This is a genomic window from Microcystis sp. M_OC_Ca_00000000_C217Col (genome assembly GCF_007095585.1).
GTDB lineage: Bacteria > Cyanobacteriota > Cyanobacteriia > Cyanobacteriales > Microcystaceae > Microcystis > Microcystis panniformis.
This window is the reverse complement of record NZ_SFBV01000314.1, coordinates 1-16,219: the sequence shown is the minus strand read 5'-3', so window position 1 is coordinate 16,219 and position 16,219 is coordinate 1. Positions and strand designations below refer to the sequence as shown.

Here is a 16,219-nt window from a genome sequence, read left to right as displayed (position 1 = left end):
GCTATTTATGAATGTCTGAATGATGCCCATCTGAAACATAAAAAAGAACTGGATTCCTTGCTGACTCTACGATTTCAGAAGTTTAATAAATCTCAGATTATGAACGTCTAAAGTATAGCCTAGATATTGAGATATAATTGCTATTGACAGAAACTGCCAGAGGTATATTTGTATTATGCGGGGAATTAGCCGTCGAATACTTCGCGATTTCTGTATCACTAATGCTAATTCCTGCGAGTCTCTCTATGATTGGTATAGAGTCGCTAGTAAAGCAGCATGGCAAAATCTAATCGATGTGCCAGCCACTTATAAAAGTGCTGAATCTGTTGGTAATTTCACTGTTTTTAACATTAAAGGAAATCACTTTCGTCTAATTGTAGATCTAGTTTATAGCCGACAAACTATCTATATTAAATATATTCTTACCCATGCCGAGTACGATAAAGAAAATTGGAAAAATGATGCTTACTTTTAATTCTAAAACCTATGGAGAATTACTCGCTTACTATCAACCAAAAGCAATCACCACAGAGGTGGAAAACGAGCGAGTAATCGCAATTGCTCAAGAGTTGGAACATCGCTCGGAACTTAGTTTAGAGGAGGAGGCTTTACTGGAGTTATTGATTAGTTTGATCGAAAGGTTCGAGGCGGATAATTATCCAATTCCTGACAGAAATCCTTTAGCCACCTTACAGCATCTGATAGAAGCTAACGAGATAGAATATCCAGAGCTAATTACTATTTTGGGTTCCCCTGATGCGGTGGAGCAAATAATTAATGGACAACGCAGCATCAATCAGTCAGAAGCTAGGTCTTTGGGAGCATATTTTCGGGTTGATGCCAGTTTATTTACTTAATTAAGTACCTAAGCAAAATTAATTACACATCTCAAGGGAAATTGATTTGACACGACTACTTAACAAATTATTGCGATAGCTTGCCATTAACTAATTTTCAGCGATAATCTAAAGTCAGAGTCCATCGGGAGATAAGATCATGAACTTTCGTCTAGTTCTATTTTCAGGCCTAGTAACGGCTTTAGTTGGTGCTGGCATCGGTTATGGCATTAGCCGCATTGAACGCAATCCCAGCCAAGTCAACTATAGAAATCCCCATCACTATCAAATCATCTATGGACGTTATTTTGCCGGTGCCGGGGCAGCCCTAGGCTTCTGTGTGGGTGCGGGTTTACAAATGGTCAAAGAACTCAAAGAAGAAAGAGACAGAGAAATGGGCATCCTAGATGATGGGTCAGAATTCTAGTCTTTTGGGGCTAATTCCTCAAGAATGATAAATTGAACGTGATTAATCGCTAAATCGCCGATGGGAACTTGGGTTTTTAACACCGGTTGTCCTTGACTGAGCATTCGTTCAAAGGGGATATCTTTGGCAATTTCCGTGTGATACCAAGCTAAACCCATAAAGAAACGATTGGGATAGGGACCACCTTCAAAAATATCATCGGGATTGGACTCCATGGGAACCCAACCGATAGAGGGAAGATAAAATTCCATCCAGACGTGATTGTAATCCGGTTCGAGGGGTAAATTACGTTCGAGGGCATGGGGTGGGCATTTATAGCGTCCTACCGTGCGACAGGCAATACCATTGAGACGACACAAAGCCAATAATAAACCCACATATTCCCCACAGGAACCGACTCCGCGCCGCAGGGCAATATCAGGGGTGTCGATGTTGGGTTTGATGCCGTAGGAAAGCTGATCATAGACGTAATTACGAATACTATAAACTTTTCTGAGGAGATTGGTTTCCCGACCGGTCGCTTCTTCGGCAGCATTGAGGATAATTTCTGTATTCATGGCCAGATCATCATTATCGATCAAATAGCGATCGGGAAAATCGGCGGGTAAGGGGGGTAAATCTTCGCAATCTTGGGGAGTAATTTGGTATTTAATACCCCACACTTCTAATACTACTTTCCACCCAAAAATATGACGTTGTTTGCCGGTTATTTGCTCGAACTTAAATACTGCCACCCGCTGCCCGTCCTGAATTTCTTCAATAAAAGGCAATCCCACCGCTTCGACGCTGCGAATTTTTTGCCGTGGTGTTTCTAAGGGTAAAGCGATGCGCCATTCCACATCTTTTAGTTCGATATTATAGAGAGGTTCCAATTCCTCGACGTAGGATAATTCAATCAGATAACCGTTAGAAAGGGCGTATTTTTTAGCGGGATCGTAGTGAAAATATAGAGGATGGACAAAAGTACGCGGACGATAACTAAGTTCGTGAACCTGTTCGGAATTGGGATTATCGCGGATACAGGGTTCTTGGAAAGCATAGGCCACATATAATATATCCTTGCCACTGTTAGCATCGCGATAAAATGCTAATCCCGTCGGTGATTCAAAAGGAGTTATCATGCTAAAAAGCTGTTCTCCCGTGGCGCGATCGAGACAGTAAACCGTTTGTTCTAGGGTATCCGTTAGCCAAAGTTCTTCCCCGCGAATGGTGATATTTTCGATGCCGATACCCGGTGCGTACAAACGGGTAATTTCCTGTCCCGATTGGCGATCAAATATAAAGATTTGTCCAGAACGTTGACAAGTGACATAAATTGTGTTGCCAGTTACGGCAACTCCGTTAGCGGTGTAGGGAAGACGGGTAAAAAATTTCGGGGTAAAATCTTCGAGAGTACAGCAGTAGAGATTTTCGCGAGTGGTAAACCAGAGGTTATTTTGATCATCGATTGCCAATCCCGTCGTCCCGACGAATTCTTGCCAGCGATGGGAATTAAGTACGCTTGTATGACCAGTATCGAGGACAATTTGGTATAAATAGCCGTTTTTTGCGTCGATAGCGATTAATTTGTCATCTTGAAATACAATTCCGTGCAGGGCCGTGGCGCTAATCGGGCGAATCGTTTGACGATGGGAGGGAAGACTGGCAGGATCGAAAATCATAGGAGGAAGCGAAAAGGGAGAGCGTTTTTAGGTGAATAAAACAGCAATTCTCCCCACGATAGCAAATTTTCTCGCCCTTGAATGCTCGTAATGAACTGCAATCCCGAAAAAAATGTCAAGAATTGTCACCTATAGTCCCTCTCATACCCTTGTACCTACCTACGAGTGTTTCAATCGTTGCAGTTATTGTAATTTTCGCAGGGATTTAGGCACTCATGGCTGGTTAAGTTTGGAAAAAGCCAAAGAGATTTTAACTGCTTTGCAGGGTTCGGAAATTACGGAAATTTTAATTCTTAGCGGCGAAGTTCATCCTTTAGCACCCAATCGAGAGTTATGGTTTCGGCATATTTATAATTTGGGAGAATTGGCTTTAAATATGGGTTTTTATCCCCATACCAATGCGGGTATTTTAACTTTTGCCGAGATGGAAAAACTGAAAAATGTCAATCTATCTATGGGCATAATGTTAGAACAAATGACGGTGACTTTATTAGATAATGTCCATCGTCATGCCCCCAGTAAAGTGCCATCCCTGCGTTTAGAACAGTTACAATGGGCGGGAGAATTAGGAATTCCTTTTACCACGGGTTTATTATTAGGAATTGGTGAAACAGAATGCGATCGCTTAGTAACCTTAGAAACTATTGCCACTATTCATCAACGTTGGGGACATATTCAAGAAGTGATCCTACAACCCTACAATCCGGGCAAAAGAGAACAGTGGCAAAATAATCCTTTTGATCTGCAAAAATTACCCGATCTGGTTAGGCAAGCTAGGGAAATTCTGCCCCCAGATATTGTCATTCAAATTCCCCCGAATTTAGTACCCGATCCTCTTTTTCTCTTGGATTGTTTAGCGGCAGGAGCGCGGGATTTAGGCGGTATTGGCATTATCGATGAAGTTAATCCCGATTACCTCCATTTACACCCCGATAAATTAAAGGAATTTTTAGCAGTTTATGGCTGGGAATTAAAGGCGCGACTACCGGTTTATCAGTAATCAGTAATCAGTAATCAGGGAAAAGATAGCACTGTTAATGCCATTTAACACTCCTTACTTAATACCGCATAATTGATTATTATTCATTCTTAATTCTTCTGACGACCGACGACCGAGGGTGCATCTCATTTTTGTCAATCTACCAATTGGGATTTTTACGGGGAAACTCTCGGCTAAGATCGGGCATTACTTCCGATTTTATCACTCAATCCAAGCTTTTGGGGGGTTCTACCCCCCAAACCCCCCGTTGGGAGCGTGGCGCCGCCCCCAAACCCCCCGCGCATTAGTTTTTCGGTGGGATGCTTACACGCAGCTGCTGATACATTTGTAATTATCTATAGCGTTTCCTGTTCGCAAGAGGTACATTATCGATGTTGAAAAGCTTAATTAGCAAAGGTTTAACTGTGTCACACAGGTGTGAGAACCGCTATAAGAGTTACTGATAATTGCTGACTGTCGGTATTCCTGCAAATGTGAGATGCACCGACGACTGGCTCCTAATCCTAACAACAATTTTTGATTTTTACCAGAGGTCTTATGATTCCCTCAAGCGAGCGCTACTGGCTCAAAAATGCTCATATTCCCGTTTCCCTGCTAGAAAATGAGAGTTTCTCTCCCCAAACCTCCGAGGGATTAACCTTAGTTAATCTGGAAATTAATGACGGTAACATTAATCGCATCACCTCAACAATCCCCCCCGAAGATAATATTCCCGTTATTGACCTCAAAAAAAAGATTGTTTTTCCTTGCTTTGTTGATATGCACACCCATCTCGATAAAGGTCATAGTTGGCATCGTTGTCCTAACCATGATGGCACTTTTGACAGTGCCTTAAAAATGGCCCTAGAGGATTCCCGACGGGAGTGGCGCTTAGAGGATGTGTATCGTCGCATGGAATTCGGCGTTAAATGCAGTTATGCCCACGGAACCGCCGCTATTCGCACCCATATCGACTCTTTTGGTCAACAGGCACAGATTAGCTTAACTGCTTTGGGAGAATTGCAACGACAATGGGCCGGTAAAATCACCCTGCAAGCGGTTTCCCTAGTTTCCCTTGACTACTATCAAACCTCCGAGGGAGCGGCCTTAGCCGATAAAATTGCCGAATTTGGGGGTATATTGGGGGGAGTAGCCTACACAAATGCCGATTTACAGGCACAAATTGATATTACCTTCAAATTAGCCCAAGAAAGGGGTTTAAATCTCGATTTTCATCTGGATGAAAACGGCGATTCCGATTCTACCTGTTTAGCAGCGATCGCGCGTACTGCTATCAAAGAGCAATTTTCTGGACAAATCATCTGTGGTCACTGTTGCAGTTTAGCGGTACAATCCCATGAAATAATCCAAGAAACTTTAAATTTAGTCAAAAATGCGGGCATTGCTATCGTTAGCTTGCCGATGTGCAATCTCTACCTACAGGATCGTCAAGAGGAAAAAACCCCCTTTTGGCGCGGGACAACTAAGGTAAAAGAGATGAAAAAAGCGGGAATTCCGGTGGCTTTTGCCAGTGATAACTGTCGCGATCCCTTTTATGGTTTTGGGGATCACGATGGTTTAGAAGTCTTTACCCAAGCGGTGCGGATTGCCCATCTCGACACACCCTACGCTGACTGGGTAAATAGTGTCACCCTCACCCCAGCAAATCTGCTCGGATTGCCCCATTTAGGGCGCATTAAGACGGGTCTAGAGGCAAATTTGTTAATTTTCAAGGCTCGCTACTTTAGCGAGCTATTATCGCGACCACAGTGGGATCGCCTTGTGATTCGGCGCGGGTTAAGCATCGATACTACTCTCCCCGATTACCAAGAGTTAGATGATTTAGTTTTAGGAATTGAGCAACTCCTGTAAGGGTTTGACAAAAACTACCGATTCTAGGTTGATAGCACCGTAAATATGGGGAAAGGTCTCTTTTTCTAGATGAACGTAGGTTGGGTTGAAGCATGAAACCCAACGCCCGCTCATGTTACGCTACCGCTAACCCATCCTACAAATAATTGTGCATCCCTACTTAGGAATTGAGCAACTCCTCTAGGGGTTTGACAAAAACTACCGATTCTAGGTTGATAGCACCGTAAATATGGGGAAAGGTCTCTTTTTCTAGCTCTAGAGTTGCATTTTCTGGGTTAGGATGCTGGGGCTGCTCCCATTTGACAGGGGACTGCAATTGTTCAGGAGAAATGGCTAAAACCAGCAAGTCTGGCTGATTTTGATAAAAAGCGGCCACAACTTTCGGAATTTGTTCTAAGGTGGAGCAATGGATAAATCCCTCATTTTTTAGGGAATACGCCCGATATTCCCCCATTTCACGAGCTATTTGCCAACCTCTTTCTGTAGTGATGTGATAGATCATCGGTTCGCCTCCTACTGTCACTTTATCCCTAATTTTAGGATATAGCCTGAAGCTGTCAGCGGCCCTCAATTCTCTTAAACTAGGGGTCAGGGAATAAAGACAAGAAATTTGTCCGACCAATTACCAGAAAAAAATTGCCGATAATGGCCTCAAAATCTCTTGATAGTCTCCTTTTACCTGATATTAACCTTTTCCCCTTAAAATGAGCTTACCGAGGCAATAACTGCAAAAATCTATGCTAGATAAAATATTTACTCCCAATCCCTACGCTGAAAAACCCGCTCCTCTGCGTCCTCGCAAGGGGGTGATTATCGGTGTTGGTCAGGTGGGGATGGCCTGCGCTTACTCGATGTTAATTCAAGACTGTTTTGATGAATTGATTCTGCAAGATATCGCCACGGATAAAGTCGAAGGGGAAGTGATGGATTTAAGGCACGGAATGCCTTTTATTGAACCCACGGACTTGAAAATGGGAACCGTGGCCGATGTGGGACAAAATGCCGATGTGGTGATTATTACTGCCGGGGCCGCCCAAAAAGAGGGAGAAACCCGATTACATCTCCTTGAGCGAAATGTGGCGATTTTCCGCCGTATTCTCGCGGATGTGGCTGTTTACTGCCCCAGTGCTTTGATTTTGGTGGTGAGTAATCCCGTCGATATCATGACCTATGTTACCCTTAAAATCACCCATTTTCCGCCCTCTAGGGTGATTGGTTCGGGTACGGTGCTAGATTCTGCCCGTTTACGCTCTCTTTTATCCACCCAACTCCATGTAGATGCGCGTAACGTCCACGCTTATATTATCGGTGAACACGGGGATAGTGAGCTTGCTGTGTGGAGTTCGGCTAATATCGGAGGAGCAAGGTTACTAGAAGGGGATTGGCAGGATTTAAGCGCAACCGACCAAGAAAGCTTAACAGAAATTTTTCTTCAGGTTAAAAACGCCGCCTATGAAATTATCAAACGCAAGGGTTATACTAGCTATGCGATCGGTTTAGCTACCACGGATATCGTTAAAGCGATTTTACGTTCCCAAGAAAGAATTCTCACTATTAGCACTCTCCTCGATGGTCAATACGGTCTCAAAGATGTGTGTTTAAGTATTCCCTCGGTGGTTAACGAGAAAGGAGTGATTAAAACCCTGAATCTTGCCCTCAGTCCCAGAGAAACCCAACAGTTACATAATTCGGCCAAAATCATGCGCGATTTAATCGATCAACTCAAAATTTAACTTAGGGTTGGCTGAATAAATCTAAAAACATTGTTGGCTAAGATTTTTAGATTTTTTTGCCCTCAAAAAGTGCCAGACATAAGAGCGATCGAGGGGAAATTTTAGGCACTTTTTCCCCGAAAATTAGGTAATTGTGGGGTGGACTGAAGCAAGTAGTGCTAGACTTCCCGAAAAGTCTATTTTATTGCAGCTTGTTGTTAGGAATCTACTTAAAAGAGGCTGTTTAATCTGGCTAATACGCTTTTGGTTATGATACGCGGAAAAGTTCTGGCGATGGTGCTAAAATGGGGGGATATGCCGAGAGTTTTTACATATCGTTACTCTCAGGAGTGTTATCGAGAAAGTTTTTGTATAATTAATAGTTGGACTTATTAAGGATTTACGAATAGATGAAAAACCCTAAGTTATTTATTTCTTATAGCTGGTCTAACCCAACACATGAACAGTGGGTAATTGATTTAGCTGAAGACCTGACCCAATCGGGTGTTCATGTTATTCTTGATAAATGGGATCTTAAAGAAGGGCATGATTCCTTTGCTTTCATGGAAAAGATGGTTACAGACCCACAGATAACCAAGGTGGCCATCATATGTGACGAGGTTTACGCTTCAAAGGCAGATGATCGATCCGGCGGTGTAGGCACTGAAACTCAAATCATCTCACGTGAAGTTTATGAAAACCAGGAACAAGGAAAATTTGTAGCCATAATTGCTGAGAGAGATTCAGAAGGTAAAGCATACCTGCCAACATACTATAAATCGCGAATATATATCGATTTAAGCGAACCCGATAACAATGCAGATAATTTTGAAAAGTTATTGCGTTGGATATATGACAAACCCCTTTATACGAGGCCTGAGATAGGTAAGCGGCCATCTTTTCTGGATGAATCAGATGGAATATCTCTGGGTACTTCGGCAGTGCACAAAAGGGCTATATCTGCTATCAAAGAAAACAAGCCATTTGCATCGGGGGCGTTAGATGAGTATTTGTCTACTTTTGTTAGTAATCTTGAAAAGTTCAGAATCACCGAAAAGGAAGGTGAATTTGACGATCAGGTTATTGATAATATAGAAAAATTTATTCCTTATAGAAACGAAGCAATTACTTTGTTTATCACTCTCGCGCAATATGCACCAACAGAAGAAAATGTCCTCAAAGTTCATCGCTTTTTTGAAGATTTGATCCCATATATGAGTAGGAGGGAGAATGTTAACAGTTGGGGTGAATGGGACTTCGATAATTTCAAATTTATTATTCACGAGCTTTTCTTATATGTGGTTGCCATTTTCACAAAGCATGAAAGGTTTGCAGAAGTTAACCTACTGTTGACGAATCAATACTATGTGAACGGAAGATCCGATTATGGAAAAGATGTAATGGTTGGATATGAGGCTTTCCGAGATGGCTTGCGTTCTTTAGACCGTCGAAATAGTAGATTAAAGCTAGGACGTTTATCTGTTCATGCGGATCTGCTTAAGCAAAGAAGTAAACACTCTGGCATAGAATTTCGTTACCTAATGCAGGCTGATTTTATATTGTTTATGCGGGCTGAAATACAGCAAGCCGACTTTTATTCTCGTTGGGTTCCACACACATTACTGTATGTTTGCCAGTTTCACAGTGCGTTTGAAGTATTTGCAAGGTCGTCATCAAAGTCATACTTTGAAAAAGTTAAATGTATTCTAGGCATAGATAAACCATCAGATCTAAGTGAACTGATGGAAGCTTATAAGGCACACCCTCAAAGATTACCAAGGTGGCAGTTCGAGTCATTTAGTCCATCTATACTACTTGGCTATGAACAATTAGCTACAAAGGCATAACAAGGTGCTGCCGTCGGACAAATTTGCCGCAGAGCGCTTCGTTAGACAGAAATCCCAGAAATGTTCAATCTAATCTTTATAGTTCTTCGGTTTGTGTCAGTGTGATGCCGAAGGCACTGCGTAGCAGTACGCCGCTCTGGTAGGGTGCGTTAATGAAATGTAACGCACCTCTTTTTTCTCTAGTCAAACTATTAGAGCCAGTCTTAGGTTAGGTTGCCGAAAAAACATCTAGCCTAGGATTCCTCTAGCCACTAGATGCCATGATCAAGTCATGTCTGTCCCTGACTAAAATAGAATTAGCGATTTCCCTAAGAGACCTAATTCCATGACGATTATCACTCTTTCACGTTATGTCACCAGAAACAATGAGATTTTAGGTGGAGAGCCAATTATTGAAGGCACTCGCACATCTATTCGCGCAATCGTCGGTCTGTGGCGATTAGGTGTGATGCCAGAGGAAATTCCAACTCATTTACCTCATTTGACCTTAGCACAAGTGTTCGATGCCTTGAGTTTTTATTTGGATCATCAAGCAGAAATTAACGAGTACATTGAGCGTAATCAAGTCCCCGATGAGTTGGTTCATCCTTCTGTAAAGGCTGCTTTGGGTGAGCTATGAGTATATTTGCTTCCCTTTACATGGACGAAGATATGTCAGCGTTAGTTGCAACACTTCTGCGTTCTCGTGGTTTAGATGTCACCACTGTTCCTGAGCAGTCAACTTTAGGCAAAACTGACAGCGAACAATTAGAATTTGCAGCTTCTTTAGGTAGATGTCTTGTCACCCACAACCGAGTTGATTTTGAACGATTACATCTTCAATTCATAGAGGAAGGCAGAGAACATTGTGGAATTATTGTTGTCCCTCAGAAAACTGCCTACGAGGTCGTGCAACGGGTTAGTGTTTTAGTCAACACCTTAACTGTTGATAGTATTAATAATCAGTTACTATACGCATGATTTCTCCGCAAACTTACACTCTAAGCACAAGCCAGCTAACACGATGAAGCGGCGATGTTCTAGTTCATTCATCACCGCTGACCATTGCTGTTAGACAGAAATCACAGAAATGTTCAATCTAATCTTTATAGTTCTTCGGTTTGTGTTAGGCCATGGACGGGTTATAAAGGGCGATTTTTGTCAATTGTTTTCGATAACGTTTTTAAAACCCGACACCCGACACCCTGTCCCCAGGAAAAACTTTTTTAGCAGACCCTAGCCATTATACCGATAGGACGGGTTGGCCGGTAGAAATGGCTTTTTCGACGATATCGGCGGCCATTTTCACTCCTCCAGTCTTCTGTAGTGCTTTTTGCATTCTCAGGGCATTTTCTCGGTAACTGGGGAAGGATAAGACCTTTTCAATCGCCTTTCGTAAACGGGGAACTTCTAGACGGGAAATCGGAATCACTTCCCCTGTCCCCGACCATTTTATCCGAGCAGATACCCCCGGTTGGTCGTTAGCGATGGGAATGGCCACCATCGGTACAGCTTGGGCAAGGGATTCTAGGGTAGTATTTAAGCCTGCGTGGGTGATAGTCAGAGAAGCTCTGGTTAAAAGCTCTAATTGGGGAGCGTAGGGAACAACTAGGGCGTTTTTTGTCGTTATTTGAATGTTAGAGTCGGTGTTGCCCAAGGATAAAACTAATTGTACCGGCAAATCGGCACAGGCTTCTGCGATCGCATTAAAGGCCGATTGTAGGCGATTTTGAATTGTACCGAGGGACGCATAAATCAAGGGTTGTCCGGTTAATTTTTCGTAGGGAAAAGGAATCGGTTTTCTGGTGGAGGAATCGTGAAAGGGGCCAGTAAAGTGAAAGTGAGCGGGTAAATTTTGCCGAGGAAACTCAAATTCGGCAGGTTGCTGGCTAATTTGGGCAAGGGGGGAATAGCGTTGATTGATGTTTTGATAGGGAATTAACCCCCATTCTTGACGCTGCTGGTTGATTAACTCATTCAGGGGACGAGTCAGAGAGTCAAGGAGTTTATAGCCAATTTTATTGCGAATAACCCCGATAAATGAGGGATTATAGTCCCAAGTGGTCATAAAGGGCGGAATAAGCGGATCACGATTTAAAACCAATGCCCCGGCAAAACTGACAAAGGGAATAGCTAATTTTTCTGCGATTGTACCTCCTGAGGGGGAAACTTGATCGACAATTAGGGCATCAATTCCCAAGCGACGCATCTCTTGAGGGATAGTTTCAAAGAGGGTCGCTGTAGAATTGGTCACTAATTCTACCGTGCGTCGGACGGCGGCCGTTCCCCGTAATTGACCAATTTCGGCTAAACTTTTGGCTGATGTGCCTCTCGGATATTTGTCGGGTGCAATTGCCTGAAAATCTAAGCCAGCTGCTTGCACCATTTCTTCACCATCAAGAGTTAAAAAACAGGTAACTTTATGACCGCGTTTTTGTAACTCTTTTCCTAAAGGTAGGAGAGGATTAATATGTCCAGAAGCGGTGGGACAAAGAATGCCAAAATGAGTCATTAAACACCTCCACAGGTTTTCTTTAATTCTTCCAGATTCCAGAATGCACCACCCAAGGCGGAGAATTGTATTCCTTCAAAGCAGTTACGCACCGCACCCAAAGCGAGGGGATTGACAAGATAAATAAACGGGACGTATTCCTGTTGAAGTTGTTGAATTTCATTGTAGATAACTTTGCGCTTCTCAAAGTCTAATTCTTGGGAACCTTTGACGTATAAATCAGCGATTTTTTTCTCCCAATCTGCCGCTTGCCAGCCTTGAATCGGAGGACTACCCGGTTGAGGTTGTTGGTTAAAAGCGTGGAGATTTCCATCTACATACCAAATATTCGGGGCGTGGGGTTCATTATCGCCGGTAAAACCTAAAATATGTGCCTCCCAATCTAGACTATTACTCAGTTTATCAACTAAATTACTAAAAGCGATCGCTTGAAAATCCACTTGAATTCCTATTGCGGCTAAATCATTTTTAATTTGCGCCCCAATTGCTTCCCTGATTTTATTTCCTGCATTAGTAATTAGGTTAAATCTAACGGGATTATTATCAGCATCGACTAGCAGATTATCACTATTATACTTAAATCCGGCCTCTAATAATAATTCTTTGGCTTTTTCGGGATTATAATCGTAACCTTTCAGGGTTTTATCGTAAAAAGGCGATTGAATAGAAATAAAAGAGTTTTGTTCTTGTCCCAATCCTCGATAGATATCATCAATCATTCTTTGACGATTAATGCCATAGGCAATAGCTTGACGGAAATTTAAGTTATTAAACCACCGGGATTTAATCGGCTCTACTAGGGGTTTTCCGTTGCGTTTGCCTTGGTTGAGATTAAAACTAATAAACTGGGTTCCGTAGGCAGGTCCCCCGTTAAAAATAGTGAAATTTCCTCTTTCTTCTTCGGTTTTTAAGAGGGAGAAAAATTCGGGAGTTACCGCAATAGAATCTAAACTTCCCGAACGAAATTGCAGTAAAGTTGTATCCTGAGATTCAACAATTGCCCAAATTACTGAAGTTATATGGGGTAATTGTTGTCCCTGAGCATCTTTTTTCCAATAGTAAGGGTTATTCTCAAAAATAATTCTTTGTCCCGTTATATATTCTTTTAGTTTATAAGCACCATTAAAAACAATTTTATCGGGAGGAGTATCTAAACCCCAAGTGGAGAGAAATTCTAACCTACCATCGGGGCTTTTTTTCTGAATAGTTTTTTCTAAAGCGTGTTTAGGTAAAATCGGTGAACTGACAGCATCTAAAAAAGGTGCAAAAGCTTCGGGTAGTTTAAATTCGATCCTGCGATTATCTAGTTTAGTGATAACTGGAAATTCTTTTTTTAATCCTATTCTTAAACTATCGCGGTAGTTGTTGGGAATATCAGGATTTAGATATAAGTCTTTATAGGTAAAAACCACATCATCAACGGTTAAGGGTTGACCATCCGACCATTTTAAACCCTCTCTCATAGTAAAAATAATGTTCAAATTATCATCGGAAATTGTCCAAGATTCTGCTAAGACTGGTTCTTTTTTGCCAGTAATGGGATTTTCTGTTAATAGTCCTTCGTAGGTTAAACCAAAAATATTCGGGGATTCGGCCGATAAAACAGCATTAAAGGTTTTGGGGTCACTTAATACCGATATGACCACTTGATTGCGTCTAACTGGATTACCACAAGCAGTTAGGGAAATCAGCAATAAACAAGAAATTAAAAATACCGTTAATCCCCGCCAAAATTTCACCATAATCTTTAATATTTTTCTGTCCGACTATCTAGAAGTAAAGACCTTGTCTTGCTATATACACCGAAACTGACCAAGCTGAAAGCCGCTAGACTGTTTCCTTGCCCCATCAATATAACAGGAAATGAGACAAAAAATCTCGCCTAGGAAAGATTGACAAAGGCGAGAAACCGTGTTTCCATCAAGAATGGGAGATAAAATCTAAGAACGTTGTTCGATCGGTGTATAGGGGACTTCGTGTTGTCCGGTGTAGATTTGGGTAGGACGGAAAATGCGGTTAGCATTTAATTGTTCTTTCCAGTGGGCCAACCAACCAGCCACCCGGGAGATGGCAAAAATCGGGGTAAATAAATCATTGGGGATGCCTAATTTCCGATAAACCAATCCCGAATAGAAATCCACATTAGGATAGATACCTTTTTCGCCGTAGATATCCACCATTGCCTGTTCTAATTCTAGGGCGATATCGTAGTATTCATCGGAACCTAATTCCGCGAATAATTGTTCGGCCAGATTTTGTAAAATCGTCGACCGGGGATCCTTAACTTTATATACCCGGTGTCCAAAACCCATAACTTTTTGTTTGTTGGCGATACATTTTTCCACATAGGGACGAACATTAGCCACCGAACCGATTTCCTCTAACATTAACAATACTTCCTCGTTTGCCCCACCGTGGAGGGGACCGGCGAGAGTTCCCACTGCTGAAGCGATGACACCGTAGGGGTCGGTTAAAGTGGAAGCCGTCACCATAGCCGAAAAAGTCGAGGCATTCATGGTATGTTCAGCGTGGAGAGTCAAACAGACATCGAAAACTTTCGCCGCTAAATCCGTCGGTCTTTTTTCCGTCAACATATAGAGGAAATTGGCCGCATAATCAAGACTATCGTTGGGCTGAATGGGATGATTACCTTTGCGAATCAATTGAAACGCCGCCACCATAGTGGGGATTTTCGCTAATAGCCGCACTACTGCCTGACGGATATATTCGGGATTATCCAAAGCCCGACGGGCATAGTATAACCCTAAAGCCGCCGCCGAAGTTTGTAGCGCATCCATGGGGTGGCCTTTTTCGGGGAAGCATTTCATCATGTCTTCGATACGGTACTTGATGCGTCGATGATAACGGATTTCATCGGCAAATTCGTCCAGTTCCGCCCCCGTGGGCAGAACACCCCAGATAAGGAGATAGGCGGTTTCGAGGAAGGTACTTTTTTCGGCGAGTTCCTCAATCCGAATGCCCCGATACTCTAAGATTCCCTTTTGCCCATCCACAAAGCTGATACTCGATTGGGCGGCGGGAATTCCTTCTAAACCTGGCCGATATTCACAAACTGTCATAGTTCTACCTTTCCGTGGCGAAGATTAAGCCCTAACGCTAACTTACTTGATTTTTCCACCCTTACCGAAATTTTATAGAAATTCTTCGGTTCTGCCTCTCCCGTTCAGGATTGGGGAGAAGTGGACGGAAATTACCCCTATTTAGCGATTGCTTCGTCGATTTAGTCAACCCTGCCCTAGCGCATTTTTTCTGGGCTTACTGTTGCGACTCTAGCTAGAGGACTTGATATTTATCTACTTTCATTGTAGCGAGACTATCTCGATCGATTGAGCCGAGCGATAATTTTTTTAAGTTTCTTCGGGATTAATATTTAACTCCCGCAGTTTTGCCGCCAATCGTTCGGCCCGTTGCCGTTCCGCTTCCGCCCGTTGACTTTCCGTTTCGGCCCGTTGTCGTTCCGTTTCGGCCCGTTGACTTTCCGTTTCGGCCCGTTGACTTTCCGTTTCGGCCCGTTGACTTTCCGTTTCGGCCCGTTGTCGTTCTTCGTTGTAACTGGTGAAAGGTTGACCATCGGGATAATACAAAACTAACTCTGGTTGGGCCAATTGAAAACGAATGCCCAAGCGAGGACTTACCCAATTATCGAGATTTTCTAGACTTTCGAGCCGATTTTCCCGACGAATACAGCCGCCCAAATCATTTTTATCGGGATTATAAATGTAGTATTCTTCCACACCATAACGGTCATAAAACAGCAGTTTTCTGGTCATTTCCGTTGGGGTATTGCCCGGAGAGAGAATTTCAAAAACCACCTGTGGGGGGATATTGTTCTCTTTCCACTGTTGATAGGAACCTCTTTCCCCTTTCGGTCTGCCAAAAGCTACCATGACATCAGGCGCTTGTCGAGTCTTATTATCTCCCTCCACGGGATACCAGAGTAAATCACCGGCGACAAAAACATCGGCATTATTGGCAAATAACCAGTCTAGATTCGATTTAATCGTCGTAATCCAGCGAAATTGTCTTGTATTATCGGCCATCGGTTTACCATCGCTATCGGGATAGACGATTGTGGTTTTCGGGCTGTCGTCCAGTTGTCTAACCATTGCTTAACCCTAAGTAAGTGGTTTCAATTAAATTGAAGATAGATTTTGTCCTTGATCCCCCCTGCCCCCCTTGATAAGGGGGGTGCCGATAGGCGGGGGGATCCTCCTTGATCATGGGGGTGTCTGACAATTTTTAATACCCACCTACTTAGGGTTTGCTGAATAACTGTGAAATACTTATGATATAAGGATTACAGCCATATTAAATTCCCAAAAAGTCAAGAAAAAGGGACAGAAAACGGCTAAAATTGCTAAAATACCCTTGCA

The 16,219-nt window shown here is 42.7% G+C and carries 15 protein-coding genes and 1 pseudogene; 10 read left to right on the top strand and 6 right to left on the bottom strand.

Features of this window, described 5'->3' with window-relative positions; genetic code table 11:
* From EWV66_RS20065 to EWV66_RS20050, 4 genes and pseudogenes are all read left to right on the top strand, one after another.
* Positions 1-111, top strand: a pseudogene (locus EWV66_RS20065) (IS630 family transposase); the annotation flags it as partial.
* A 64-nt stretch (positions 112-175) separates the two neighbouring features.
* A complete protein-coding gene (locus tag EWV66_RS20060) occupies positions 176-475 on the top strand; it encodes a type II toxin-antitoxin system HigB family toxin (RefSeq protein WP_052275815.1) in 300 nt (99 codons plus the stop codon).
* On the top strand, positions 462-857 hold the full coding sequence (locus tag EWV66_RS20055) for a helix-turn-helix domain-containing protein (protein WP_170863898.1): 396 nt from the start codon (positions 462-464) through the stop codon (positions 855-857). Before EWV66_RS20060 ends, EWV66_RS20055 begins: the two co-directional genes overlap by 14 nt.
* 139 nt (positions 858-996) lie before the next feature.
* Entirely contained in the window at positions 997-1,263 is a 267-nt protein-coding gene (locus EWV66_RS20050; protein ID WP_002771454.1) for a hypothetical protein, read from the top strand.
* On the opposite strand, the gene EWV66_RS20045 is transcribed toward EWV66_RS20050, so the two are convergent.
* The gene (locus EWV66_RS20045) at positions 1,260-2,924 is read right to left on the bottom strand and encodes a transglutaminase domain-containing protein (protein ID WP_052275817.1); all 1,665 of its coding nucleotides are present in this window, start codon (positions 2,922-2,924) and stop codon (positions 1,260-1,262) included. The two genes, EWV66_RS20050 and EWV66_RS20045, sit on opposite strands and share 4 nt — an antisense overlap.
* Before the next feature lie 112 nt (positions 2,925-3,036).
* Between EWV66_RS20045 and cofG the strand changes: the two genes are divergently transcribed.
* Both cofG and EWV66_RS20035 read left to right on the top strand, forming a co-directional pair.
* Positions 3,037-3,924, top strand: a complete 888-nt coding sequence (gene cofG / locus EWV66_RS20040) for a 7,8-didemethyl-8-hydroxy-5-deazariboflavin synthase subunit CofG (RefSeq protein ID WP_287108352.1) — start codon at positions 3,037-3,039, stop codon at positions 3,922-3,924.
* A 537-nt stretch (positions 3,925-4,461) separates the two neighbouring features.
* The gene (locus EWV66_RS20035) at positions 4,462-5,775 is read left to right on the top strand and encodes a cytosine deaminase (RefSeq protein ID WP_287108353.1); all 1,314 of its coding nucleotides are present in this window, start codon (positions 4,462-4,464) and stop codon (positions 5,773-5,775) included.
* A 160-nt stretch (positions 5,776-5,935) separates the two neighbouring features.
* On the opposite strand, the gene EWV66_RS20030 is transcribed toward EWV66_RS20035, so the two are convergent.
* Complete coding sequence (locus tag EWV66_RS20030; RefSeq protein WP_002763205.1) at positions 5,936-6,277, bottom strand: DUF952 domain-containing protein; 342 nt, start codon at positions 6,275-6,277, stop codon at positions 5,936-5,938.
* Between the two features lie 235 nt (positions 6,278-6,512).
* Here EWV66_RS20030 and EWV66_RS20025 point away from each other — a divergent pair, with 235 nt between their 5' ends.
* The 4 genes from EWV66_RS20025 to EWV66_RS20010 all read left to right on the top strand — a co-directional run bounded on the left by EWV66_RS20025 (position 6,513) and on the right by EWV66_RS20010 (position 10,294).
* Positions 6,513-7,508, top strand: coding sequence for an L-lactate dehydrogenase (locus EWV66_RS20025; protein ID WP_045360202.1), 996 nt, complete (start codon positions 6,513-6,515; stop codon positions 7,506-7,508).
* A gap of 389 nt (positions 7,509-7,897) precedes the next feature.
* Complete coding sequence (locus EWV66_RS20020; protein ID WP_052275821.1) at positions 7,898-9,334, top strand: SEFIR domain-containing protein; 1,437 nt, start codon at positions 7,898-7,900, stop codon at positions 9,332-9,334.
* 325 nt (positions 9,335-9,659) lie between these two features.
* Entirely contained in the window at positions 9,660-9,953 is a 294-nt protein-coding gene (locus tag EWV66_RS20015; RefSeq protein WP_002771469.1) for a DUF433 domain-containing protein, read from the top strand.
* Positions 9,950-10,294, top strand: coding sequence for a DUF5615 family PIN-like protein (locus EWV66_RS20010; protein ID WP_004162992.1), 345 nt, complete (start codon positions 9,950-9,952; stop codon positions 10,292-10,294). Before EWV66_RS20015 ends, EWV66_RS20010 begins: the two co-directional genes overlap by 4 nt.
* A 262-nt stretch (positions 10,295-10,556) precedes the next feature.
* Here EWV66_RS20010 and EWV66_RS20005 read toward each other — a convergent pair whose 3' ends face one another.
* From EWV66_RS20005 to EWV66_RS19990, 4 genes are all read right to left on the bottom strand, one after another.
* The gene (locus tag EWV66_RS20005; protein WP_287108355.1) at positions 10,557-11,825 is read right to left on the bottom strand and encodes a glycosyltransferase; all 1,269 of its coding nucleotides are present in this window, start codon (positions 11,823-11,825) and stop codon (positions 10,557-10,559) included.
* Complete coding sequence (locus EWV66_RS20000) at positions 11,825-13,567, bottom strand: ABC transporter substrate-binding protein (protein WP_287108356.1); 1,743 nt, start codon at positions 13,565-13,567, stop codon at positions 11,825-11,827. The genes EWV66_RS20005 and EWV66_RS20000 overlap by 1 nt, the downstream gene beginning before the upstream one ends.
* Before the next feature lie 198 nt (positions 13,568-13,765).
* A complete protein-coding gene (locus EWV66_RS19995; RefSeq protein ID WP_052275824.1) occupies positions 13,766-14,905 on the bottom strand; it encodes a citrate synthase in 1,140 nt (379 codons plus the stop codon).
* A gap of 288 nt (positions 14,906-15,193) precedes the next feature.
* The gene (locus EWV66_RS19990; protein ID WP_287108357.1) at positions 15,194-15,952 is read right to left on the bottom strand and encodes a Uma2 family endonuclease; all 759 of its coding nucleotides are present in this window, start codon (positions 15,950-15,952) and stop codon (positions 15,194-15,196) included.
* Positions 15,953-16,219 lie beyond the last annotated feature (267 nt).

What these genes read in the sequence shown, in the direction of transcription:
- EWV66_RS20050 (WP_002771454.1), top strand. Translation starts at nt 997, where the DNA reads ATGAACTTTCGTCTAGTTCTATTTTCAGGCCTAGTAACGGCTTTAGTT.
- EWV66_RS20020 (WP_052275821.1), top strand. Translation starts at nt 7,898, where the DNA reads ATGAAAAACCCTAAGTTATTTATTTCTTATAGCTGGTCTAACCCAACA.
- EWV66_RS20060 (WP_052275815.1), top strand. Translation starts at nt 176, where the DNA reads ATGCGGGGAATTAGCCGTCGAATACTTCGCGATTTCTGTATCACTAAT.
- EWV66_RS20035 (WP_287108353.1), top strand. Translation starts at nt 4,462, where the DNA reads ATGATTCCCTCAAGCGAGCGCTACTGGCTCAAAAATGCTCATATTCCC.
- EWV66_RS19990 (WP_287108357.1), bottom strand. Translation starts at nt 15,952, where the DNA reads ATGGTTAGACAACTGGACGACAGCCCGAAAACCACAATCGTCTATCCC.
- EWV66_RS20000 (WP_287108356.1), bottom strand. Translation starts at nt 13,567, where the DNA reads ATGGTGAAATTTTGGCGGGGATTAACGGTATTTTTAATTTCTTGTTTA.
- EWV66_RS20005 (WP_287108355.1), bottom strand. Translation starts at nt 11,825, where the DNA reads ATGACTCATTTTGGCATTCTTTGTCCCACCGCTTCTGGACATATTAAT.
- EWV66_RS20010 (WP_004162992.1), top strand. Translation starts at nt 9,950, where the DNA reads ATGAGTATATTTGCTTCCCTTTACATGGACGAAGATATGTCAGCGTTA.
- EWV66_RS20030 (WP_002763205.1), bottom strand. Translation starts at nt 6,277, where the DNA reads ATGATCTATCACATCACTACAGAAAGAGGTTGGCAAATAGCTCGTGAA.
- cofG (WP_287108352.1), top strand. Translation starts at nt 3,037, where the DNA reads ATGTCAAGAATTGTCACCTATAGTCCCTCTCATACCCTTGTACCTACC.
- EWV66_RS20015 (WP_002771469.1), top strand. Translation starts at nt 9,660, where the DNA reads ATGACGATTATCACTCTTTCACGTTATGTCACCAGAAACAATGAGATT.
- EWV66_RS20045 (WP_052275817.1), bottom strand. Translation starts at nt 2,924, where the DNA reads ATGATTTTCGATCCTGCCAGTCTTCCCTCCCATCGTCAAACGATTCGC.
- EWV66_RS20025 (WP_045360202.1), top strand. Translation starts at nt 6,513, where the DNA reads ATGCTAGATAAAATATTTACTCCCAATCCCTACGCTGAAAAACCCGCT.
- EWV66_RS19995 (WP_052275824.1), bottom strand. Translation starts at nt 14,905, where the DNA reads ATGACAGTTTGTGAATATCGGCCAGGTTTAGAAGGAATTCCCGCCGCC.
- EWV66_RS20055 (WP_170863898.1), top strand. Translation starts at nt 462, where the DNA reads ATGCTTACTTTTAATTCTAAAACCTATGGAGAATTACTCGCTTACTAT.